Source organism: Actinoplanes sp. URMC 104, from assembly GCF_051386375.1.
Classification (GTDB): domain Bacteria; phylum Actinomycetota; class Actinomycetes; order Mycobacteriales; family Micromonosporaceae; genus Actinoplanes.
The window spans coordinates 312,837-333,486 of sequence record NZ_JBPQTO010000012.1; the positions used below are offsets into that span (position 1 = coordinate 312,837).

23 protein-coding genes are annotated in these 20,650 nt (G+C 73.8%); 10 read left to right on the forward strand and 13 right to left on the reverse strand.

The window, feature by feature from the left end:
* Window positions 1–18 precede the first annotated feature (18 nt).
* Together ACSNN8_RS40350 and ACSNN8_RS40355 are read right to left on the reverse strand one after the other, a co-directional pair.
* On the reverse strand, window positions 19–984 hold the full coding sequence (locus tag ACSNN8_RS40350; protein WP_436656188.1) for a tRNA (adenine-N1)-methyltransferase: 966 nt from the start codon (window positions 982–984) through the stop codon (window positions 19–21).
* Window positions 984–2,099, reverse strand: coding sequence for a site-2 protease family protein (locus ACSNN8_RS40355; RefSeq protein WP_436656747.1), 1,116 nt, complete (start codon window positions 2,097–2,099; stop codon window positions 984–986). Before ACSNN8_RS40355 ends, ACSNN8_RS40350 begins: the two co-directional genes overlap by 1 nt.
* Window positions 2,100–2,253: 154 nt before the next feature.
* Between ACSNN8_RS40355 and ACSNN8_RS40360 the strand changes: the two genes are divergently transcribed.
* Window positions 2,254–3,225, forward strand: a complete 972-nt coding sequence (locus tag ACSNN8_RS40360) for a RecB family exonuclease (protein WP_436656190.1) — start codon at window positions 2,254–2,256, stop codon at window positions 3,223–3,225.
* Window positions 3,226–3,335: 110 nt separating this feature from the next.
* The gene (locus ACSNN8_RS40365; protein ID WP_436656192.1) at window positions 3,336–4,028 is read left to right on the forward strand and encodes a LuxR C-terminal-related transcriptional regulator; all 693 of its coding nucleotides are present in this window, start codon (window positions 3,336–3,338) and stop codon (window positions 4,026–4,028) included.
* Between the two features lie 306 nt (window positions 4,029–4,334).
* On the opposite strand, the gene ACSNN8_RS40370 is transcribed toward ACSNN8_RS40365, so the two are convergent.
* Both ACSNN8_RS40370 and ACSNN8_RS40375 read right to left on the reverse strand, forming a co-directional pair.
* Window positions 4,335–5,150, reverse strand: coding sequence for a DUF4097 family beta strand repeat-containing protein (locus ACSNN8_RS40370; protein ID WP_436656194.1), 816 nt, complete (start codon window positions 5,148–5,150; stop codon window positions 4,335–4,337).
* 13 nt (window positions 5,151–5,163) lie between these two features.
* Window positions 5,164–5,655, reverse strand: coding sequence for a hypothetical protein (locus tag ACSNN8_RS40375; protein ID WP_436656196.1), 492 nt, complete (start codon window positions 5,653–5,655; stop codon window positions 5,164–5,166).
* Window positions 5,656–5,920: 265 nt separating this feature from the next.
* On the opposite strand from ACSNN8_RS40375, the gene ACSNN8_RS40380 reads away from it, so the two are divergent.
* The 3 genes from ACSNN8_RS40380 (at window position 5,921) to ACSNN8_RS40390 (ending at window position 9,718) form a co-directional block, all read left to right on the forward strand.
* The gene (locus ACSNN8_RS40380) at window positions 5,921–6,673 is read left to right on the forward strand and encodes an ABC transporter ATP-binding protein (protein ID WP_436656198.1); all 753 of its coding nucleotides are present in this window, start codon (window positions 5,921–5,923) and stop codon (window positions 6,671–6,673) included.
* Window positions 6,673–9,204 (forward strand): ABC transporter permease, encoded by a 2,532-nt coding sequence (locus tag ACSNN8_RS40385; RefSeq protein ID WP_436656200.1) that lies wholly within the window; start codon window positions 6,673–6,675, stop codon window positions 9,202–9,204. Before ACSNN8_RS40380 ends, ACSNN8_RS40385 begins: the two co-directional genes overlap by 1 nt.
* A gap of 271 nt (window positions 9,205–9,475) precedes the next feature.
* On the forward strand, window positions 9,476–9,718 hold the full coding sequence (locus tag ACSNN8_RS40390) for a hypothetical protein (RefSeq protein WP_436656202.1): 243 nt from the start codon (window positions 9,476–9,478) through the stop codon (window positions 9,716–9,718).
* Window positions 9,719–9,735: 17 nt separating this feature from the next.
* Here ACSNN8_RS40390 and ACSNN8_RS40395 read toward each other — a convergent pair whose 3' ends face one another.
* Window positions 9,736–10,401: an HAD family hydrolase gene (locus ACSNN8_RS40395; RefSeq protein ID WP_436656204.1), complete on the reverse strand. Its 666-nt coding sequence runs from the start codon at window positions 10,399–10,401 to the stop codon at window positions 9,736–9,738.
* Between the two features lie 169 nt (window positions 10,402–10,570).
* Here ACSNN8_RS40395 and ACSNN8_RS40400 point away from each other — a divergent pair, with 169 nt between their 5' ends.
* Both ACSNN8_RS40400 and ACSNN8_RS40405 read left to right on the forward strand, forming a co-directional pair.
* On the forward strand, window positions 10,571–11,299 hold the full coding sequence (locus tag ACSNN8_RS40400; protein WP_436656749.1) for a YqjF family protein: 729 nt from the start codon (window positions 10,571–10,573) through the stop codon (window positions 11,297–11,299).
* Between the two features lie 155 nt (window positions 11,300–11,454).
* A complete protein-coding gene (locus ACSNN8_RS40405; RefSeq protein ID WP_436656206.1) occupies window positions 11,455–11,712 on the forward strand; it encodes a YggT family protein in 258 nt (85 codons plus the stop codon).
* Between the two features lie 311 nt (window positions 11,713–12,023).
* Here the strand turns inward: ACSNN8_RS40405 and ACSNN8_RS40410 are convergent, their stop codons facing one another.
* Genes ACSNN8_RS40410 through ACSNN8_RS40425 form a run of 4 tightly spaced genes read right to left on the reverse strand, consistent with a single transcriptional unit; the run spans window position 12,024 to window position 14,602 of the window.
* Window positions 12,024–12,743, reverse strand: a complete 720-nt coding sequence (locus ACSNN8_RS40410; RefSeq protein ID WP_436656208.1) for an SDR family oxidoreductase — start codon at window positions 12,741–12,743, stop codon at window positions 12,024–12,026.
* Window positions 12,740–13,729: a helix-turn-helix domain-containing protein gene (locus tag ACSNN8_RS40415; RefSeq protein ID WP_436656210.1), complete on the reverse strand. Its 990-nt coding sequence runs from the start codon at window positions 13,727–13,729 to the stop codon at window positions 12,740–12,742. The genes ACSNN8_RS40410 and ACSNN8_RS40415 overlap by 4 nt, the downstream gene beginning before the upstream one ends.
* A 6-nt stretch (window positions 13,730–13,735) precedes the next feature.
* A complete protein-coding gene (locus tag ACSNN8_RS40420) occupies window positions 13,736–13,990 on the reverse strand; it encodes a hypothetical protein (protein ID WP_436656212.1) in 255 nt (84 codons plus the stop codon).
* Window positions 13,991–14,050: 60 nt separating this feature from the next.
* Window positions 14,051–14,602 carry a hypothetical protein gene (locus ACSNN8_RS40425; protein ID WP_436656214.1) on the reverse strand — a complete coding sequence of 184 codons (552 nt, stop codon included), beginning with the start codon at window positions 14,600–14,602 and terminating at the stop codon, window positions 14,051–14,053.
* Between the two features lie 48 nt (window positions 14,603–14,650).
* Here ACSNN8_RS40425 and ACSNN8_RS40430 point away from each other — a divergent pair, with 48 nt between their 5' ends.
* On the forward strand, window positions 14,651–15,091 hold the full coding sequence (locus ACSNN8_RS40430; RefSeq protein WP_436656216.1) for a GNAT family N-acetyltransferase: 441 nt from the start codon (window positions 14,651–14,653) through the stop codon (window positions 15,089–15,091).
* Here the strand turns inward: ACSNN8_RS40430 and ACSNN8_RS40435 are convergent.
* The gene (locus ACSNN8_RS40435; protein WP_436656217.1) at window positions 15,088–15,909 is read right to left on the reverse strand and encodes a CDP-alcohol phosphatidyltransferase family protein; all 822 of its coding nucleotides are present in this window, start codon (window positions 15,907–15,909) and stop codon (window positions 15,088–15,090) included. The two genes, ACSNN8_RS40430 and ACSNN8_RS40435, sit on opposite strands and share 4 nt — an antisense overlap.
* Before the next feature lie 247 nt (window positions 15,910–16,156).
* On the opposite strand from ACSNN8_RS40435, the gene ACSNN8_RS40440 reads away from it, so the two are divergent.
* Window positions 16,157–17,026 (forward strand): PAC2 family protein, encoded by an 870-nt coding sequence (locus ACSNN8_RS40440; RefSeq protein ID WP_436656218.1) that lies wholly within the window; start codon window positions 16,157–16,159, stop codon window positions 17,024–17,026.
* Between the two features lie 76 nt (window positions 17,027–17,102).
* Window positions 17,103–17,894, forward strand: a complete 792-nt coding sequence (locus tag ACSNN8_RS40445; protein WP_436656220.1) for a GntR family transcriptional regulator — start codon at window positions 17,103–17,105, stop codon at window positions 17,892–17,894.
* A gap of 12 nt (window positions 17,895–17,906) precedes the next feature.
* Here ACSNN8_RS40445 and mshC read toward each other — a convergent pair whose 3' ends face one another.
* The 3 genes from mshC to ACSNN8_RS40460 are packed head-to-tail and all read right to left on the reverse strand — an operon-like array spanning window position 17,907 to window position 20,610.
* Window positions 17,907–19,145, reverse strand: a complete 1,239-nt coding sequence (mshC, locus tag ACSNN8_RS40450) for a cysteine--1-D-myo-inosityl 2-amino-2-deoxy-alpha-D-glucopyranoside ligase (protein ID WP_436656222.1) — start codon at window positions 19,143–19,145, stop codon at window positions 17,907–17,909.
* Window positions 19,146–19,198: 53 nt separating this feature from the next.
* Complete coding sequence (locus ACSNN8_RS40455; RefSeq protein WP_436656224.1) at window positions 19,199–20,014, reverse strand: SCO1664 family protein; 816 nt, start codon at window positions 20,012–20,014, stop codon at window positions 19,199–19,201.
* Complete coding sequence (locus ACSNN8_RS40460) at window positions 20,011–20,610, reverse strand: DUF3090 domain-containing protein (protein ID WP_436656226.1); 600 nt, start codon at window positions 20,608–20,610, stop codon at window positions 20,011–20,013. The genes ACSNN8_RS40455 and ACSNN8_RS40460 overlap by 4 nt, the downstream gene beginning before the upstream one ends.
* Between the last annotated feature and the right edge of the window lie 40 nt (window positions 20,611–20,650).

Sequence of the window (20,650 nt, forward strand, 5' to 3'; positions counted from 1 at the left end):
CGACCACAGCGCGTCGCGTCACATCTCCGGAGAGGGACGCTCGCCGGCCGGCTCCTCGTCGATGTCCGCGGCCGCCGCGAGCGCCGCCTGGGCCGCGCGGCGCAACGCGTACGCCTCGGCGCCCTTGCTGGGTTTGCGGCGCCGCGGCGGCGCCGTGACCCCGGGCGCGAGCTTGCGGGCCGACACCAGGAACGCGGTGTGCGCGATCATCCGGTGGTCGGGGCGCACCGCCAGGCCCTCGGCGTGCCAGTCGCGCACCAGCGACTCCCAGGCGCGCGGCTCGGTCCAGCCGCCGCGCTCGCGCAGCGCCTCCACCAGCTCGGACAGCTGCGGCGTGGTCGCCACGTAGCCGACGAACACCCCACCGGGCACCAGGGCGCGCTCGACCATGTCGAGGGCCTCCCACGGGGTCAGCATGTCGAGGACGATCCGGTCGAAACCGGTCTCCGGGTTGCTCGCGACGTCGCCGGCGTGCAGGTGCCAGGCCGGGTGCGGGCCGCCGAAGAACGACTCCACGTTCTTGCGGGCGATCGCGGCGAAGTCGTCGCGCAGCTCGTACGAGTGCAGTTCGCCGGACGTGCCGACGGCGCGCAGCAGCGAGCAGGTCAGCGCGCCCGAGCCGACACCGGCCTCGAGCACCTTGGCGCCGGGGAAGATGTCGCCCATCGCGACGATCTGCGCGGCGTCCTTCGGATAGATCACCTGCGCGCCGCGCGGCATGGACAGCACGTAGTCGCTGAGCAGCGGGCGCAGCGCCAGATAGGCCGTGTTGCCCGACGAGGTGACGACGCTGCCGTCGGGCAGGCCGATCAGCGCGTCGTGCTCCAGCGCGCCGCGGTGGGTGTGGAACGACTTGCCCGGCTCCAGCACGATCGTGTGCATCCGGCCCTTGGGGTCGGTGAGCTGGACGCGGTCACCCGCCCGGAACGGCCCGCGGTGCGCGGGCTGCGATTCGTCGACGACCGTGGCAGGTGAAATGGTCACTACTTCTCTTTCTGCTTCGCTTCGTTTCCCGGGCCGGGGCGGCGCGGCTCGAGCACCTGGGCGACGTCGCCCACGCGCAGCACCCCCACCACATCCTCGCCCGAGGTGACGACGTACTGCGCGGCAGGGTGCGCCTGCAGCGCGCGCACGACCTGCTCGCCGCTGAGCCCGAGCGGCAGCGCGGGCACGGCGTCACGCGAGCGGGCCACGGTGTCGACCGCCACCCACGGGCGCCGGTCGACCGGCACGCGCTCGGCGGCGACCGGGTCGACCAGTGCGGTGAGATTACCGGCCGCGTCCGACACGGCCAGCACCACGCCCGGCCGCGGGTCCTGCGAGCGGCGCCGCTGGGCCTCGCCGAGCGGGGTGCCGGCCGGCACGGTCAGCAGCGGACGGGCCAGCTTGCCGAGGTCGACCAGCGGGAACCGGCGGGTCATCCGGGCCAGCCGGATCGACTGCCCGGCGCCCTGCCACAGGGTGAACACCACCAGCAGCACGAACAGCAGGCCCACCAGCGTGAGCGAGCCGAGCCGGTAGAACCAGAACGCCACCATGCCGGTGCCGAAGGCGATGAGCCGTCCCGACCAGCCGGCCAGCTCGGTGGCCCGGTTGCGGTCCTTGAAGATCGCCCACAGGCCCGCGCGCAGCGCCCGGCCCCCGTCGAGCGGCAGCCCCGGCAGCACGTTGAAGATCGCGACCAGGATGTTGCTCGCGGCCAGCTGGAACGCGATCTGCCCGGCCATCGTACGGTCGGGAAGCACCACGAACGCCGCGGTGGCGACGCCGCCGAGCACCAGGCTGACCGCCGGGCCGGCGAGGCTGACCAGGGCGTCGACGCGCGGGGTGGGGGCGTCGCGGTCCATCTCGGTCCAGCCGCCGAGCAGCTCCAGCGTGATGCCTCGGACACCGATGCGGAACCGGCGGGCGGTCAGCGCGTGGCCCAGCTCGTGCAGCAGCACCGACCCGAGCAGGCAGACGACGAAACCGAACCCCACCAGGTACGACACCGGGCCCGGCAGGTCGAGCTGCCCGCGCACGTAGTTGCCGTAGACCAGCGTGACCAGCGCGGCCAGCAGGATCATCGAGGAGTTCACGAAGATCGGGATGCCCAGCACCAGGCCGACCGGGCGGGCGGCGCGGCCCGTCCGGCGCCGCTGCCGCGCCCCGTTGCTGCCCGCCGTGCTGTCATCCACCCGGTCGATGCTACGGAGGCTTCCTGGGAGGGGCCGCGGCGCGGTTTTGTCGTACCCCTGCCCTAGCCTTCTTCGCATGACAGCAGAGACGGTCTCCCCCGCCGAAGCGCAGGCGCCCCACCTGGGGCCCTCGCTGTCACCGTCGCGCGCGGCCGACTTCAAGACCTGCCCGCTGCTGTTCCGCTTCCGCACCGTCGACCGCCTGCCCGAGCAGCCCAGCGCCGACCAGGCGCGCGGCACGCTGGTGCACGCGGTGCTCGAGAGCCTGTTCGACCTGCCCGCCGCCGAGCGCACCCCCGAGGCGGCGGCCGCCCTGGTCGCCCCGTCGTGGGCGCGGCTGCTCGCCGAGGAGCCGGCACTGGCCGAGATCTTCGCCGCCGCCACCGACCCGGCCCAGCCCGCGCTGATCGACGCGGCCGCGCTGGCCGCCGAGGCCGACGCCACCGGCGGGGCCGGCGCCGCGTCCGAGGGCGACCGGCTCGCCGCCTTCCTGGCCAGCGCGCAGGCGCTGCTGCCCGGCTACTTCGCGGTGGAGGACCCGCGCCGCCTCGAGCCGGCCGAGCGCGAGACGCTGGTGTCCACGCTGATCGACGACGAGCTGCTCATCCGCGGCTACATCGACCGCCTCGACGTGGCCCCCGGCGGCGAACTGCGCGTGGTCGACTACAAGACCGGCGGCGCCCCGCGCGAGGCGTTCGAGGGCCGCGCGCTGTTCCAGCTCAAGTTCTACGCGCTGGTGCTGTGGCGCACCCGCGGCGTGGTCCCCCGGGTGCTGCGGCTGGTCTACCTCAAGGACGCCGAGGTCTGCGACTACAGCCCCGACGCCGAGGAGCTGGAGCGGTTCGAGCGCACCCTGGTCGCCCTGTCGCAGGCCATCGAGCGCGCCAAACGCGAGCGCACCTTCCCGCCCAAGCCCAGCCGTCTCTGCGGCTGGTGCAGTCACCAGGCGTTGTGCCCCGCTTTCGGCGGCACTCCCCCGCCCTACCCCACCGCCCCCGACGACCTGCTCGACCCCGATCCCGCCGCCGACGACGACCGCCTGGGCTGACGGCCACGCCTCTGCTCGTCGCGCGGGTCGGGAGGTGACCACCGCGGTGCGGATCGCCGCGCAGGCCGTAGGGTGACCGCCATGCAAGCCGTCCGCGCCGGAGGCCGCCGGTGACGCCGCTGCGCCCCGTGCGTGTGCTGCTGGCCGACGCCGCGCCGCTGCAGCGTTCCGGTCTGCGGGCCATCCTGGTGGCCGCGCCGGCCGGGGGTGGCGTGGCCGAGATCGTGGTGGCGGGCGAGACCGGCGACGGCGACGAGGCGATCCGGCTGGCGCGGCGGCTGCTGCCCGACGTGCTGATCACCGACCTCGTCCTGCCCCGCGCCGACGGCCTGCAGGTCACCCGGGCCGTCGCGGCGTCCGGCCTGCCGGTGCGGGTGCTGGTGCTCGCCGACGCCGGCACCGACGAGGACGTCCTGGCCGCCGTCACCGCCGGCGCGGCCGGCTTCCTGCACAAGGACGCCCCCGCCGACGAGCTGGTGGCGACCGTCCGCGCGCTCGCCGCCGGCGGCGCCGTCATCACGCCCCGGGTGCTGGCCCGCATCCTGGCCCGCGTGGCCGAGGCGCTGCCCGCTCCCGAGACCACCAGCTCGGCCCAGCTCGACGCGCTCACCGAGCGCGAGCGCGAGGTTCTCGTGCACGTGGCCCGCGGACACTCCAACGCCGAGATAGCCGTCGCCCTGCAGGTCAGTGAGACCACCATCAAGACCCACGTCGGCCACGTCCTCACCAAGCTGCGCCTGCGGGACCGCACCCAGGCCGTCGTCCTCGCCTACGAGACCGGCCTGGTCAAGCCCGGCGCCTGACCGGTCGCCCCGAGCCGGGCCGGGCCGGGCCTGGCCGGGCCGGGCCTCGCCGGGCCGGGCCTCGCCGGGCCGGGCCTCGCCGGGCCTCGCCGGGCCGGGCCTCGCCGGGTCGGGCTGAGCCGACCGAGCCCGGCCGCGCCGAATGAGGCGCAGCCGGGCGGGGTCGAGCCAGGCCGAGCGAGATCGCTCAGCTCGGCGGATGCGGGACCGGCGTGGGGCCGCGGCTCCGGGGCCGGTCCGGCGGTGTGCGGCATCCGGCGCGCATGTGGACGGCGTTCCCGATCGGCCGGCTCTTGTGACGTGCCATCAGGCGGCCATCCCCTCGGCGGCGCGGTGGATGTGGATGTCGCCGCTGGCGGTGCGGACCTTCAGCTCGACCGTGGCGTCGGAGGCGGCGACCGGCTCGGTGTCCGGCCGCGGAGCGAGATCGCTGGTCATCCGGCCGGAGACGGCGTTGAGGTCGAGCCAGATGCCGGTGCCGGCCGCGATCCCGACGCGGACGTCGCCGGACGCGGTGCTGATGTCGCTGCGGCCCTGGTGCAGGCGGCCCACGCGCACCTCGCCGCTGGCGGTGGACGCCTTGACCGAGCCGCCGACGGCGCCGAGGTGGATGCCGCCGCTGGCCGACTTGGCCTTGACGTCACCGGTGACGTCATCGGCGCGCAGGTCGCCGGAGGCGCCGTCCATCTTCAGCGCGCCGCCGACGCGGCCGACGGCCAGGTCGCCGCTCGCGGCGTCGAGGGACACGTCACCCGTGACGGCGTCGATCCGTACGTCGGCGGAGGCCACGTCCAGCTTGACCGCCGACCACACACCCGACGCGCGGACGTCGGCGGCCGCGCTCTTGCCGGTCAGCGCGCTGCCGGCGGGGACCCGGGCGGTGATCGCCAGCCTCGGGGAGCGCCGCAGCCGCCACGTCTCGGCGCGGGGCACCTCGATGACCAGGGTGTCGCCCTCGAGGACGACGCGGGTCTTGTCGGCCGCCTCGCGTGCGGCGTCACGGTCGTCGAGGGGTTCGACGACGACCTCCACCGTGTCGCGGTCCTCGGCGGCGATCTCCACCACGCCGCTGATGGCCTGCAGGGCGACGGTGACGGGGCGGGGGTGCTGGAACTCGTACATGAGGGGTCCTCTCTCAGGCTTGGAAGAAACCGGTGACGCGCCGGGGGTGGCGGCCGGTCGGCAGGGGTTGCTGCGCCGGGGCGTTGACGGCCGCGGTGACCGCGCGCACCAGCCATGCGTTGACCGAGACGCCCTCGGCCGCCGCGGTCTGCTCGACGTGGGTCTTCAGCGACTCGGGCATCCGCAGAGTCAGGCGGGTCAGGTCGCCGCCGTCGGCCGCGGCCGGCGCGACGGGAGCGGCCGGCGGGTCGGGCGGCGGCGGGGCGTGCCGGCTCACCGCCAGGTCGGCGTCGCGGCCGCGCAGCCGCACCTCCACGGTCGCGTCGGGCAGCCGGGTGGTGATCTCGGCGGCCGCGTCGGAGAGCGCCTCGAGCAGCGCCAGCCGGGCGGACGCCTCCAGCGAGTGCCCGAGCAGCTCGGCGGCGCGCTGGATCTCCGGGCCGGCCGGGGCCGCGGCGGCGGCGAGGTCGGCCCGCAGGCTTTCGAGGTAGGGCGTCAGGTCCATGACACCACTATGACGTCACAGACGACGTCAGTCAACCGTCATGTCGCCGTCGCCATGACATCTCAGGGTCGACCCTGAGGAGCCCCTGGGTGCTTCCCGTACCGAATCTCCGCGTCGGTTTCCACCCGTGGGTTGACGTCTTCGCGCCGTCACTTCGGAAAACTGACCCGGCGAACGAAACACGGACGGGCCGGCCGACGGGGGCGGCCCGCACGAGCCACCAGCCGGACGAGCCGCACGGAACACAGGACACAGGGGGCAGCAGATGATCGGGACCAAGGCACCGGAGCCGGTGGCGGCACGCGCCGACGACGTGTGGAAGGTGTACGGCTCCGACGAGGCCCGCGTGGTCGCCCTGCGCGGCGTCAGCGCGAGCTTCGCGCGGGGCCGGTTCACCGCCATCATGGGGCCCTCGGGCAGCGGCAAGTCCACGCTCATGCACTGCCTCGCCGGGCTCGACACGGTCACCCGCGGCACGGTGCACATCGGCGGCACCGAGGTCACCGGGCTCGGCGACCGGGCGCTGACCCGGCTGCGCCGCGACCGGGTGGGCTTCATCTTCCAGCAGTTCAACCTGCTGCCCACGCTGAGCGCCGCGGAGAACATCCGGCTGCCGCTCGACATCGCCGGGCGCCGGCCCGACCCGCAGTGGTGGGACACCGTGATCGGCACCGTCGGCCTCGGCGACCGGCTCGGCCACCGGCCCAGCCAGCTCTCCGGCGGCCAGCAGCAGCGGGTGGCGTGCGCGCGGGCGCTGATGAGCCGCCCCGACGTGATCTTCGCCGACGAGCCGACCGGCAACCTCGACTCCAAGGCCGGCGCCGAGATCCTGTCGTTCCTGCGCAGCAGCGTGCTCGAGCACGGGCAGACGATCGTCATGGTCACGCACGACCCGGTCGCCGCCTCCTACACCGACCGCGTGATCTTCCTGGCCGACGGCGCGGTCGTCAGCGAGCTCGACAACCCGACGCCCGAGTCGGTGCTCGAGGCGATGAAGGCCGGGGAGGTGCTGGTCTGATGCTGCGCGCGACGCTCAGGAGCCTGCTCGCCCGCAAGCTGCGGCTGGTGCTCTCGGGGCTGGCGGTGGTGCTCGGCGTCATGTTCGTGGCGGGCGCGTTCGTCACCACCGACACGCTGGGCCGCACGTTCGACAAGCTGTTCGCCGAGGGCTACTCGCAGCTCGACGTGGCGGTCTCCGCCAAGCCGCAGGTCGCGGTGTCCGAGATGGAGGGCGAGCAGGTCGCCACCCCGCTGCCGGCCTCCGTGGTGGACCGGGTCGCGCGGGTGCCCGGCGTCGCCGAGGCCACCGGCGTGGTCTCCGACGACGGCGCCCGGGTGATCGGCTCGGACGGCAAGGTGGTGACCAGCTACGGCCCGCCGCGCATCGGCATGAACTGGGTGGGCACCGACGACCTCATGCAGCTGCGCGAGGGCCGCGGCCCCCAGCGCGACGACGAGATCGCCGTCAACCAGGCCGTCGCCGAGGCCGCCGGCATCCACGTCGGCGACCGGGTGGGCGTGCTCACCCAGCTGCCGAAACAGACGTTCACGCTGGTCGGCATCTGGGGTTACACCGAGGGCCGCGACAGCATCGGCGGCGTTCAGGAGGTGGCGTTCACCGAGCCGGTGGCGCAGCGATCCATGCTCGGCAGGACGGGCGTGTTCACCCAGGTGACGGTGCGCGCCGCCGACGGCGAGGACTCCGCGGCCGTCCGCGACCGGGTCGCCGCCGCACTCGGTGCGGGCTACGAGGTCAAGACCGGCGAGCAGCTCGCCGAGGAGAGCTCGGCGCAGTTCAAGGAGGCGCTCGGGTTCTTCAACAACATCCTGCTCGGCTTCGCCGGGGTGGCGCTGTTCGTCGGCACGTTCCTCATCCTCAACACGTTCTCGATCATCGTGGCGCAGCGGACCCGCGAGCTCGCGCTGATGCGCGCGCTGGGCGCCGGCCGCCGCCAGGTGATCACCTCCGTGCTGGTGGAGGCGCTGGCCATCGGGCTGATCGCCGCCGTGCTCGGCCTGGGGGCGGGGATCGGCGTGGGCGCGCTGCTGGTCACGCTGTTCGGCTCGCTGGGCGGCGGGCTCGACCCGGCGCCGGTGGGGGTGCCGCTCGCGGCGGTGCTCAGCTCGCTGATCGTCGGTGTGGTGGTGACCGTGGTCGCCGCCGTGCTGCCGGCGATGCGCGCGTCGCGGATCTCGCCGATCGCCGCGATGCAGGACGTCGCCACCCCCGACCGGCCGCTGACGCGCATCACGGTCACCGGCACGGTCATCACTGCGGTGGGCGCCACCACGCTGGGCATCGGCCTGTACGGCACGAGCTCGCTGTGGCTGATCCTGACCGGCGTGCTGATCTCGTTCGTCGGCGTCGCGCTGCTCACCCCGCTGATCGCCAAGCCGGTCGTGGCCGGGCTGGGCCGGCTGTTCTCGTGGTCGGTGCCGGGGCGCCTCGGCCGGCTCAACTCGGGGCGCAACCCCCGGCGTACGGCGATCACCGCGGCGGCGCTGATGGTCGGCATCGGGCTGGTCACCGGCGTCACGGTGGTCATCGACTCGGCCAAGCAGAGCATAGCCGCGCAGGCGGAGAGCACCGTGAAGGCCGAGATCGTGATCGGCGGCGACCAGAACGGGCCGCGCCCGCCGGTGTTCGACACGGCGGTGCTCGGCCGGGCCGCCGAGGTGCCGGGCGTCCGCGCCGTGGCGGGGGTCTGGAACGAGCAGGTGCTGCTCGACGGCGACCGCGCCTACGTCAACGCCACCGACAACCTGGCGAAGCTCGCCGAGGCGTACGGGTCACCGGCCCTGCCCGCGCTGCGGGCCGACCAGATGGCGGTCAGCACGCAGGAGGCGGCCGAGCACGGCTGGACCACGGGCAGCGTCGTGCGGGTGCAGATGCCCCGCGGCGGCGAGCACCGCTACACGATCGCCGCGACCTACGACGAGGACCGGATGCCCGGCAGCGTCATGCTGCCGCTCGCCGCGACCAGGGAGTTCGGGCTCACCCAGCCGGTCCTCGGCTTCGTGCGCCTCGCCGAGGGCGCCACCGTCGCCCAGGTGCTGCCGCAGGTCAAGCAGCTGGTGGCGGACAGCCCCGAGGTCACCGCGACCGACCGCAGCAGCTACATCGACCAGCAGGTCGGCTCCTTCGACACGGTGATCCTCATGGTGCAGGTGCTGCTCGGGCTGGCGATCCTCATCGCCGTGCTGGGCGTGGTCAACACCCTCGCCCTGTCGGTGCTCGAGCGCACCCGCGAGCTGGGCCTGCTGCGCGCGGTCGGCCTGGGCCGCGCGCAGACGATGCGCATGGTCACGGTCGAGGCCGTCGTGATCTCCGTGTTCGGCGCGCTGCTCGGCGTCGTGGTGGGAGCGGGCCTGGGCGCCGCCGTGGTGCAGGCCCTCGACGGCGAGGGCATCACCGAGCTGGCGCTGCCGTGGACCCAGATGGGCCTCTACCTGGGCCTGGCCGCCGTGGTGGGCGTGCTGGCCGCGGTGCTCCCGTCCATCAAGGCGGCGCGCCTCAACGTTCTGGCAGCGATAGCCCAATACGAGTAACGGAGCGGCCGTGACCAGTGCAGTTCCCGCTGAGCCTGGTCACGGCCCCGCCGATCGCGAGCGGCTCGGTCGTGGACGACCAGACGGCCGGCGGCCGCGGATCCGCCGAGAGAGTGATGTCCGGCCGTATGCCGGTGAAAGCGCTCCCGGCGATCGTTACCGTCAGGATCGAGGGCCTTGTATCAGCAGGCCCCCTGCGGACTCAGCCGATGGCGCCGAACCCGGTCCACCGCGGCCGGACGTCCCCGATCGCTATGGAGGAGCCGCGGCTGTGACCGCCACTGTCAAATCGGTCGACCTGCCCGACGGCACGACCGCCCATGATGAAACCCTTGACCGCTGGTATGTCAAAAAGCCTGCCGGCCTCTTTCCGTGGCGGGCCGTCAACGGAGAAAAGCTGACCGATTTCGAGGTCGACAACTTTCTTCGATCCGGCCGCGTCGTCGTCACGTTGCCGGAACGGGACTCCACGCCGCTCAGCTGTTTCGACCCCGGTCTTTTCGGGGAGCCTTGAGCCGGTCGCGCCGAAGGTCAGCTGTTGTCCGGCTGCAACAGCGCACGACTGACCAGCAGCTGCGCCAGGAAGGCGAGGTCCACGCCCTCCAGCGAGGTGCGCAGGTGGACCCCGTCGGTCGGCGCGAGCTCCAGCTCCGACGGCACGGCCAGCACGGTCGCCCCCGAGGCGAGCGCGCTGGCCACGCCGGTCGGCGAGTCCTCGATCGCGACGCAGTCCTCGACGGGGACGCCGAGCAGCTTGGCCGCCGTGCGGTAGGGCTCCGGGTCGGGCTTGGGCAGCGACACCTCGTCGCCGCAGACGATCACGTCGAAGTTCTCGCGGCCGAGCGTGTCCAGGGCCACCTCGACCAGCCGGCGGCCGGTCGACGTCACCAGCGCGGTGGGCAGGCCCGCGGCCCGGACCGCCTGCAGCAGCGCCTGCGCGCCCGGGCGCCACACCAGCCCCTCGCCGAACAGCTCGAACACCCGGTTCGTCAGCCACTGCACGTCGGGCGCCTCGGGCCGGTCGGGCTGGCCGAGGTCGTCGCGCAGGATCTGCATGCTGGCGCCCATGCTGCTGCCGATCATCGCGTGCCGGGCCTGCGGTGACAGCGTGCCACCGGCGCGGGCGGCCAGCTCGTGCAGCGCGACCTCCCAGACCTTCTCGCTGTCCACCAGCGTGCCGTCCATGTCGAAGAGCACCGCGGCTGGTTGTCGCGCGTTCAGGATGAGCCTCCGCAAGTCGTGTGGTCGGGTCCCCGACCATTCTCCCCGCGGGCCCGCGCCGCGGGGTCGTTAGCTCGGTCACTGCTGCCGGGCGTACGTTCGGCGGGTGGACCCCGAGATCGACATCAGCCGCGCGGACCCCGAGATCGTCACCGTCAGCACGCCCCGGCCGGTGAGCCGGTCGCTGCTCGTGCAGCGCTGGGCCGACCTGGCGTTCCTGCACTGGCCGGTCGACCCCGCGCTGGTCGCGCCGCTGCTGCCCGCCGGCACGGTGCCCGACACGTTCGACGGGGTGACGTACGCCGGACTGATCGGCTTCCGCATGGAGGGCGTCGGCTTCCTGAACGGCCCCGGCGTGCCCTACCTCGGCACGTTCTGCGAGACCAACGTCCGGCTCTACAGCGTCGACGCCCAGGGCCGCCGCGGCGTCGTGTTCCGCTCGCTGGAGGCCGAGCGCCTGCTGCCCGTGCTCGTCGCCCGCGCCACGCTGCGCCTGCCGTACATGTGGGCGCGCATGCGGCTGACCCGCCGCGGCGACGTGCTGACCTACAGCTCCCGGCGCCGCTGGCCCGGCCCGCGCACGGCGGTCAACGAGATGTCGATCCGCGTCGGCGAGCCGCTGAGCGACCCGTCGCCGCTCGAGCAGTTCCTGACCGCCCGCTGGGGCCTGCACACCACGGCGTGGGGCCGCACCATTCACCTCTCCAACGAGCACCCGACCTGGCCCCTGCACCGCGCCGAGCTGCTGTCGCTGTCCGACACCCTCGTCGCGGCCGCCGGACTCCCCCAGCCCACGACGCCGCCGGTGAGCGTCCTCTACTCGCCGGGCGTGGCCGTCACGTTCGGCGGGACCCACCCGCTGGCCCCCACCTGAGCGAGGTGATGCGACGGATGCGCACGCTGCACTACGCCCACTGAGCCGGCTGGGACCTGCGGACCGAACGCCCACAGCCGGCGTACAGGAAGGCGACGCACAGTGGAGGGGTCGTTCCGACCGGTCACCTGGAGGTCTGCGTGATCCTGGCCCTCGTGAGCTTTCTGCTCCTGCTGCTGCAACTGCTGCTGGTGGCGCGGGCCCTGCTCGACTGGAGCACGGTGCTGGCCGGTCCGGCCACCGCCGGCGGCGCCCGCGCGCGGCTGATGTCCGGCGTCCACGCGGTGACCGAGCCGATCCTCGCTCCCGGGCGGCGCGTCGTCCCGCCGTTGCGCGTCGGCGGCATGGCGATCGACCTGGCGTTCATCATCGTGTTCTTCGGCGTCGCGCTGATCCGGTCACTGATCGGCTGACACCGGGCGCGTGCGCCGGGACGCGCGGAGCAGACGCGGGTGGCGAGACGCCCGGCGACTCGGGGTCCGGCGCCCCGCGCCCGGGTCAGCGCGGAAACGAGACGCCGGCGGCCCGGGTGAAGGTGCCCCGCGCCCGGGTCAGCGCGGAAACGAGACGCCGGCGGCCCGGGTGAAGGTGCCCCGCGCCCGGGTCAGCGCGACAAAGAGACACGGGCGACAAGGGCGAGGTGCGCCACGCCCAAGTCGGCGCGGAAACGAGACGGGCAGCGGCATGCCGCCCCGGGTTCGGCGAGGGATGAGATAGCGGCGCGCTACACGAAGAGGCCGCCGGTGGCGCGGATGTTCTGGCCGGTCACCCAGCGGCCCTCCGCCGAGACCAGGAAGGCGACGACCGCGGCCACGTCGTCGGGCTGCCCCAACCGGCCGAGCGCGGTGCTGCGCGCGGCGCCGGCGAGGGCCTCGGGCGGGTTGGCGCCGCGCAGCATGTCGGTGTCGGTGGCGCCGGGCGAGACGGTGTTGACCGTGATGCCGCGCGCGCCGAGCTCGCGGGAGGCCACGACGGTGATCTGTTCGAGGGCCGCCTTGCTGGCGCAGTAGAGGCTGAGCCCGGCCGCCGGCAGCAGCGTGTTGAGCGTCGACACGTTGACGATGCGGCCGCCGTCGCGCAGCAGCGGAGCGGCCCGCTGGATCGCGAACAGCGGGAACTTGGTGTTGACCGTGAAGACGCGGTCGAAGTCGTCGGCGGTGAGCTCCGCGATCGGGCACGACCCGGTGACGCCGGCGTTGTTGACGAGGATGTCCAGGCCGTCGCGTACGGGCTCGAACATGTGCTCCAGCGTGGCCAGGTCGGCCTGATCCGCCCGTACGGCCGTGGTTGCGGGGTTGAGTTTCTCGACCTGCTCGGCCGCGGCCTCGTCCCGGCGGTAGGTGAACACCACGGACGCGCCCCGGGCCGCCAGCTGCTCGACGATCGCCCGCCCGATGCCGCGCGAGCCGCCGGTGACCAGCGCCGTCTTCCCTTCGAGAGTCATGCGGGCACGGTAGGCGCCCCGGCCGCGGCCCGTCTTGAACGAATGCGCACCGGCGGCGTCGCCAGGTGCGCCGCGAGCCCCGTCGGCGTCAGGCCGGCCATCGCGCGGGTCTCCCGCGCCAGGTGCGAGTGGTCGGCGTACCCGCTGTCGGCCGCGGCCGCCGAGAGGGTGGCGCCCGCGCCGAGGCGGGCGACGACCCGCTGGAACCGGGCGATCCGCGCCACCGTGGCCGGGGACATGCCGATGTGCCGCCGGAAGTCCCGCTCCAGCCGGCGGCGGCTCACGCCCAGCTCCGCCGCAAGCGCGCCGACCCGCGGCCGCTCCGGCGCCTGCAGCCTCCGCCAGGCCGCCATGACCACCCGGTCCGGCCCCGCCCCGCCGCTCCCCTTGCGCCTGCGCAACGCCGCCCCCAGCCGCTCCGCCGCCCACAGCGCCGCCTCGCCGCCCGCCTCCCGCTCAGCCCCGCAACCCGGGCCCAGCCGCGCCCCGCCGCACAGAACCGGCCCCGCCTCGCCGCCCGAAGCCGGCTCCGCCCCGCCGAGGCAGGCCGCCATCACGGTCTCGATCACGTCGAAGCGGTCCTCCCAGCCGGGCGCGGCGCCGAGCATCCCCGGCAGCTCGGTGGCGGCCGGCCCCAGCAGCTCGTGCAGCGCGACCGTCCCCACCGACCCCATCGGCACGCCGAGCAGCGCCTGCGCGCCCAGCGGCGTCAGCCCGACGCTGATGCCGTGCCCCCACGACGTCGGCCCGCGCGTGGTCGCCTTCTCGCGCCCGTCCATGACCAGCCCGGACCGGGAGCCGAAGTCGACCACGACGGTCGTGGACGCCAGCGGCAGCAGCAAGTGGTCGAACGGCTCGCCCGACCACGACCGGAAACCCGAGAACCCCAGCACGTACGGCCGCAGCCGCGCACCCGCGGCCCGCAGCGCCACCTCGCAGGGCTGCCCGGTCACGACCGCCGGCACGGAGTGGTTCTGCGCTCCCATGACGGCCTACTTGCGGCCGCACGCCAGCATGTGGATGGAGGCGTCCGGCAGCCGCGCGATCTTCAGCATGTGTTCGTCGAGCGACGGATCCCTTCGCGCCGCCGCGATCAGGTGCCGGGCACAGCGTCCGGGCCCGCCACCGACGGCGGGCGCGGGTGGCAGCCGGCGGCCGAGCAGCTCGCGGGTGCGGTCCCACTCGTCGCGGTCGAGGGTCATCCGGCTGTCCTCGTCGCCCGCCGTGTAGTGGCCCACCACGTCCATGAGGGACATCGTCGGCGACGCGCGGGCGGCTCGTCCAGCGGGATCGCGCCGGACCGGGCGTCACACCTTGGTGGGCAGGCGGCGGTGCAGCTCGGCGATGAGCACCTCGGGCGCGGGCGACATCAGGCCGACGTCCACCAGGTACGCCACCCGGTCGCCGCGGCGGCGCATGCGGGGCGGGCGGCCGGGGCCCTCGCCGGGCTCGGCGAAGTCGGCGTCCACGGGGGTGATGATCAGCTCGGTGAACGGGCCGCGGTAGCGCAGCGCGACCTCGCCGATGCCCGCCCACGGGATGTGCACGGGGCGGCGCCCGGTCGCGGCGAAGTCGAGCCCGCGCATCGAGCTGTGCAGCCACCCCAGCCGGTTCCACACGGCGAGCAGGATCAGCGCCGCCACCACGACCGGGACGATCAGCGCCAGCTCGCAGTAGACGACGAGGTCGGCGCCGGTGGGCGGGGTGCCCAGCGCGAGGCGCAGCAGCGTGAACAGGCCCAGCGTCGTGATCCAGACCGCCGCCACGACCCAGAGCATCGTCACGTAGACCATGGCCCGCGGCTGGAAGAACGTCACGGTGTCGTCGTCCGGTCCGAGCACCTCGTCGATGTGGGCCACGGGCAAATTATGCCCGCTTTGCAGCGAGATAGGAGGGATTATGGGTGGGTGACCGTGACGCGGCTGGGGAACGACGGGCAGGCCTCGTGGGAGGCGGCGGCCCGGCTGCTCGACGAGTACCGCCAGCACTACGGCGCGAACCCGGCGCCGGAGGTGGTGGCGGCCTGGCTGCGCGAGCAGGTGGAGGCGGCGCGGGCCCGCGTCTACCTCGCGGGCGACGCGGACGGCATCTGCACGGTGGCGGTGGTGCCGGCCGCGCTGACGCTGCGCACGGCCTGGCTGGTGCGCGACCTGTACGTGCGGCCGGCGGCCCGCCGCCGGGGCCTGGCCCGGGCGCTGCTCGAGGCGGTCGCGGACGAGGCCCGGGCGAGCGGGGCGCACCGGCTCTCGCTGCAGAGCGAGTCGGCGAACGTCCGGGCCATCGAGTTGTACGCCACCTGCGGCTTCACCGCGCTCACCGAGGTGACGGTGATGGACAACGTCCTCTAGACGGCGACCGGGACGGCGATCTGCTCCACCCGTGCCGCCGCCGCCGCCTTGCGCTTCGCGTACGCGTAGAGCCGGTAGATCAGCAGCAGCTCGAACGCCACCATGAGCACCGAGGACAGCACCGCGACCTCGGTGACGAGCGTGGTGACCGGGCCGACGATGAACACGAACATCATGAACTCGATGCCGCTGAACAGGTGCGGCCGGATCCGGTGCCGCACCAGGAAGTTGCGCAGCCGCCACACGGCCGACTCGTTGCCCGTGGCCGCCGCGACCGTCACGGGCCCCGCCTCGGAGTCCTCGTCGGTCATGACCCTGGCGTCCTGGTTGAGCTCGGCGCGCACCTTGCCCATCTGCAGCGCGTTGAGGTAGCGGAACATGTCCAGGAACATGACCAGCCCGCCGAGCACGAGGTACGTCAGGTTGTGCGTCGCCGCGTACTGCCCGCCGAACAGCCCCACGGCGCAGACGGCCACGCGCAGCCGGTCGAGCACGTAGTCGAGCCACGAGCCGAACGGCGAGCCGGTCCCGTTCAGCCGGGCGATCTTGCCGTCCATGCAGTCGAGCACGAAGCTGAGGTGGAACAGCAGGGCGCCGGCGAGCAGCCACGGGTAGTCGGCGCGCCAGAAGCAGTACGCGCTGTCCAGCCCGACCACGAACGCCAGCAGGGTGAGCCGGTTCGGCGTCACGGAGCGCCACGGCGAGACGAGCCACACCAGGCGCGAGGCCAGCGGGTCGACGAGTCCGACCGTCCACCACGCGTCCTTCTGCTTGTACGTGCGGTCGCGGATCACTGCGAGGGGAAACCGCTGCACCATGCCACTACTCCTGGTGAGACGCGAAACGTGAACGATCAACCGCGCGGACCTTACTAGACGATGAACGCACCTGGAAGGCAACGTGTGGCGTGTCGGAATTGAAGATCTTTGTCCGTCACACGCCGTTAATCCACCGGTGACGATCGTTCCGCCGTCGCGCAGCGCGGTCACCACGCTGGGTGGCCGTGCGCCGCCGGTGCGGCGCGGCCGCCGAGTGGTACGCCGCGCCCGCACGTAGGCTGTCTGCATGACTGAGTTCGACGGCCTCCCCATTCTCCGGTCGCCCGTGGCCATCGCCGCCTTCGAGGGCTGGAACGATGCAGCGGACGCATCGACCGCGGCCGTGGAACACCTCGAGCAGGTGTGGCAGGCCCGGCAGATCAGCACCATCGACCCGGAGGACTTCTACGACTTCCAGGTCAGCCGGCCCACGATCACGATGGCCGAGGGCGAGACCCGCAAGATCGAGTGGCCCACCACCCGCTTCACCGTCGCCAGCCCGCCCGGCGCCGACCGCGACGTCGTGCTGATCCGCGGCATCGAGCCGAGCATGCGCTGGCGCACGTTCTGCGAGCAGGTGCTCGAGCTGTGCCACAGCCTCGAGGTCACCCGCATCGTGCTGCTCGGCGCGCTGCTCGCCGACGTGCCCTACACGCGTCCGCTGCCGATCAGCGGCTCGGCCACCGACCGTGAGGCCGGCGAGCGCTACAACGTGGTGCCCACCCGCTACGACGGCCCCACCGGCATCGTCGGGGTGCTGCACGAGGCCGCCGGCCGCGCCGACGTCGACGCGCTGTCGTTCTGGGTGCACGTCCCGCACTACGCGAACAACCCGCCGTGCCCCAAGGCGACGCTCGCGCTGCTGAGCCGGCTCGAGGACGTGCTCGACCTGCCCGTGCCGCTGGCCGACCTCGCCGAGGAGGCCGACGAGTGGGAGAAGCGCGTGCGCGTGGCCGCCGAGCAGGACGCCGAGCTCGGCGAGTACGTCCGCGAGCTCGAGGAGCGCGTCGGCGACGAGGGCATCCAGCCGCTGACCGGCGACGAGATAGCGAGCGAGTTCGAGAAGTACCTGCGCCGCCGCGGCGGTTCCGCGGGTCCCACCGCCGGTTCCTGGTGAGCCCGGCCGGGCGTGTCGACACGCCCGGCCGTACGGCGGTGCGGCATCCTAGGAACCTAGGGTCGAGGAGGTCGCCATGACGATCAACCCGGGGGCCGCGGAGTTCCCGCATCGGCAGATCGCCACCCAGCTGCGCGAGCGGATCCGGCGCGGCGACTGGCAGCCCGGCGAGCGGCTGCCGTCGATCCCCGCGATGGCCGAGATGTTCGGCGTGGCCAAGCAGACCGTGCAGCGCACCGTCGACCAGCTCCGCGTCGAGGGCATCCTCATCACCAAGCCGGGCTCGGGCACGTACGTGCGCGGCACCCGGCGCCGGCTCAACCGCCTGTCCCGCGGCCGCTACGGCGCGCACCGCGGCTATCACGCCGACCTCGCCGCCCGCTACCGGCAGCAGCTGGTCGCCGTACGCCGCGAGCCCGCCCCGCCCGAGGTCGCCGACGCGTTCGGCGTGCGCGACGGCACCGAGATGCTCGTCCGGCGCCACCTGGTCAAGACCGACGACGCCACGGTCGAGATCGGCGCCTCGTGGTTCCGGGTGACCGACGCCAGCGGCACCTCGCTGGAGCGCGCCGAGGCGTTCGGCCGGCCGCTGTACCAGGAGGCCGAGGAGGTTCTCGGCAAGCGGTACGCGTCGGCCACCGACACGATCAGCGCCCGCCAGCCCAGCCGCGACGAGGCCGAGGTCCTGCAGATCCGCCCCGACACGCCCGTGCTGCACCTGCTGCACGTGGCGTTCGACGAGACCCGCAAGCCGATCGAGGTGGCCCAGGCGACCTGGCCCGGCCCGATGACCACGCTGACCGAGGAGTACAAGATCCCCGCTCCGCTGCCGGACCCCGACCCCGATCCGGGGCTGGCGCTCGCCTGACCTGGCCGGCCCTCAGAGGCGGATGCCGAGCAGCGCGTCCACGGTGCGGGCCATCAGCGCCGGCGCGGCGTCGTCGTCGCCGGCGCCGGCCAGCGCCGCCTCGGACCAGGCGTCGACCACGGCCAGCGCGGTGGGCGAGTCGAGGTCGTCGGCCAGCGCCTCGCGCACGGCGGCCAGCAGCCCCTCCCCCGACGGGCCGGCGGGCGCCTCCGCGGCCGAGCGCCACCGCGCGAGCCGCTCCTCGCCGGTCTTGAGCACCTCGTCGGTCCACTCCCGGTCGCTGCGGTAGTGCCCGGCGAGCAGCCCCAGCCGTACGGCCATCGGGTCGACGCCGTCGCCGCGCAGGCGCGAGACGAACACCAGGTTGCCCTTGGACTTCGACATCTTCTCGCCGTCAAGCCCGATCATGCCGGCGTGCACGTAGTGCGAGGCGAACGGCGCCTTGCCGGTCAGCGTCTCGGCGTGCGCGGCCGAGCACTCGTGGTGCGGGTAGAGCAGGTCGCTGCCGCCGCCCTGCACGTCGATCGTGTCGCCGAGGCGGCCCAGCGCGATCGTGGCGCACTCGATGTGCCAGCCGGGTCGGCCGGGGCCCAGGTCGCCGCCGTCCCAGGCGGGCTCGCCGTCGCGGGCGCCGCGCCACAGCAGCGGGTCGAGCGGGTCGCGCTTGCCCTCGCGGTCCGGGTCGCCGCCGCGCTCGGCCGACAGCACCCGCATCTCGTCGCGGGACAGATTCGACTCGTAGCCGAACCGGGGGGCCGCGGCGATCGAGTAGTAGACGTCGCCGGTGCCGTCGTCGAGCGTGTACGCGGCCCCGGCGGCGATCAGCTCGCGGACGTGCTCGACGATGGCGGGGATCGACTCCACCGCGCCGACGTAGTGGGCCGGCGGGATGATCCGCAGCGCCTCCATGTCCTCGCGGAACAGCGCGGTCTCACGCATCGCCAGCACGACCCAGTCCTCGCCGTCGCGCTGGGCGCGCTCGAGCAGCGGGTCGTCGATGTCGGTCACGTTCTGCACGTACGCCACCTCGTGACCGGCGTCGCGCCAGGCCCGGTTCACCAGGTCGAACGCGATCATCGTGGCGGCGTGGCCGAGGTGGGTGGCGTCGTAGGGCGTGATGCCGCAGACGTACATCTTCGCGGTGGAGCCGGGCGCACTGGCCTCCAGCGAGCGGCGGGCCGAGTCGAAGAGGCGCGGCGGCTGCGCCGTGCCCGGCAGGGTCGGCACGTCGTGCCCGGTCCAAGCATCCATGGCCAGGAGCCTATCCAGCGACCCCGGGCGCTGCCCCGGGAGCGTGGGCAAAACTACACGGGCGGCCAGGGGATCGCGGGCCAGTCCTGCGGCGGGTCCGGGAAGCGGCCCTTGCGCAGCAGCCGCCGGATGCGCAGCCGCACGTGCTGCACCTCGGAGATCGTCAGGTGCTCCTCGAGGGTCTCGCCCAGCTCGCCGTCGAGCTGCGACAGCAGCGCCGGCAGCACCTCGAGCGCCTCGGGCACCAGCTGCTTGCCGGTCCAGCCCCACAGGACCGTGCGCAGCTTGTTCTCCACGTGGAAGCTGACCCCGTGGTCGACCCCGTGGATCGAGCCGGTGGCCGGGTAGAGCACGTGGCCGCCCTTGCGGTCGGCGTTGTTGATCACCGCGTCGAACACCGCGAGCCGGGCGAGCCGCGGGTCGTCGGCGTGGGCCAGGGCGTACGCGTCCCCGTCCTCGTCGCGGGCGTTGGCGACCGGCAGCCAGCCGTCGGGCACGTCCCACGCGGGCACGAAGCCGATCAGCGCCTCGGCCGTGCCGGGCTCGTCGATCCACAGCTGCAGCGCGCCGCTGCCCAGCGGCCCGTCGCGCAGGATCGTGGGCGGCACCAGGTTCCACCCCGTGGCCCGCGAGACCAGGTAGGCCGACACCTCACGCCCGGCCAGCGTGCCGTCCGGGAAGTCCCACAGCGGCCGCTCGCCCTGCACCGGCTTGTAGACGCAGCGGCGGGTGAGCCCGTCGAGCGTGATCTCGGCCCGCAGCGTCGTGTTGGAGGCGTCGACGAGCCGGCCCTCGATCTCGAGCCGGCCGTAGGTCAGCAGCTCGAGGGCGTCGGCCTCGGCCAGCGCCGCGGCGGGCTCGGTGGTCACCGGTGGTAGCCGTTGTGCCGGGGGCAGAGGTGGCCGGCCGGGTCGAGCGGCTGGCCGCAGAGCGGGCAGGGCGGACGTCCGGCGGCCACCACGCGGCGGGCGCGGTCGATGAACGCGCGGGTCGCCTCGGGCGTCAGCCGCACGCGCAGCCGGTCGAGGTCGTCGTCGGGCTCGTCGTCCTCGTCCTCGTCGTCGTCCTCCTCGTCGACGGCCGGGTCGTCGTCGCCGAGCTCGATCTCCACCTCGGCCTCACCGGCCTCGATCGCCTCGATGACCACGGTGCTGGTGTCGACGTCGAACGCGAGACCCAGCGTGCCGACGCGGAACTCCTCGTCGACCGGGGTGTCGAGCGGCTCGTTGTCGTGCACGGCGATCACGGGCGCGTCGGGCAGCGACACCCCGAAGCGCTTGTTGGCCTCGACGAGCAGCTCCTCGAGCTTCTCGGCGAGCAGCGACACCTGGACCTTCTCGAGCGCGACGCTGACCACCCGGCCACCGCCGCGGGCCTGGAGGAAGAACGTCCGATCGCCGGGCTCGCCCACCGTCCCGGCGACGAACCGCTCCGGCGGCTCGAACGAGTACACCTGGTGGGTCATGCCGACAACCCTATCCACGAACGCGGGGCGTCGCGCATCC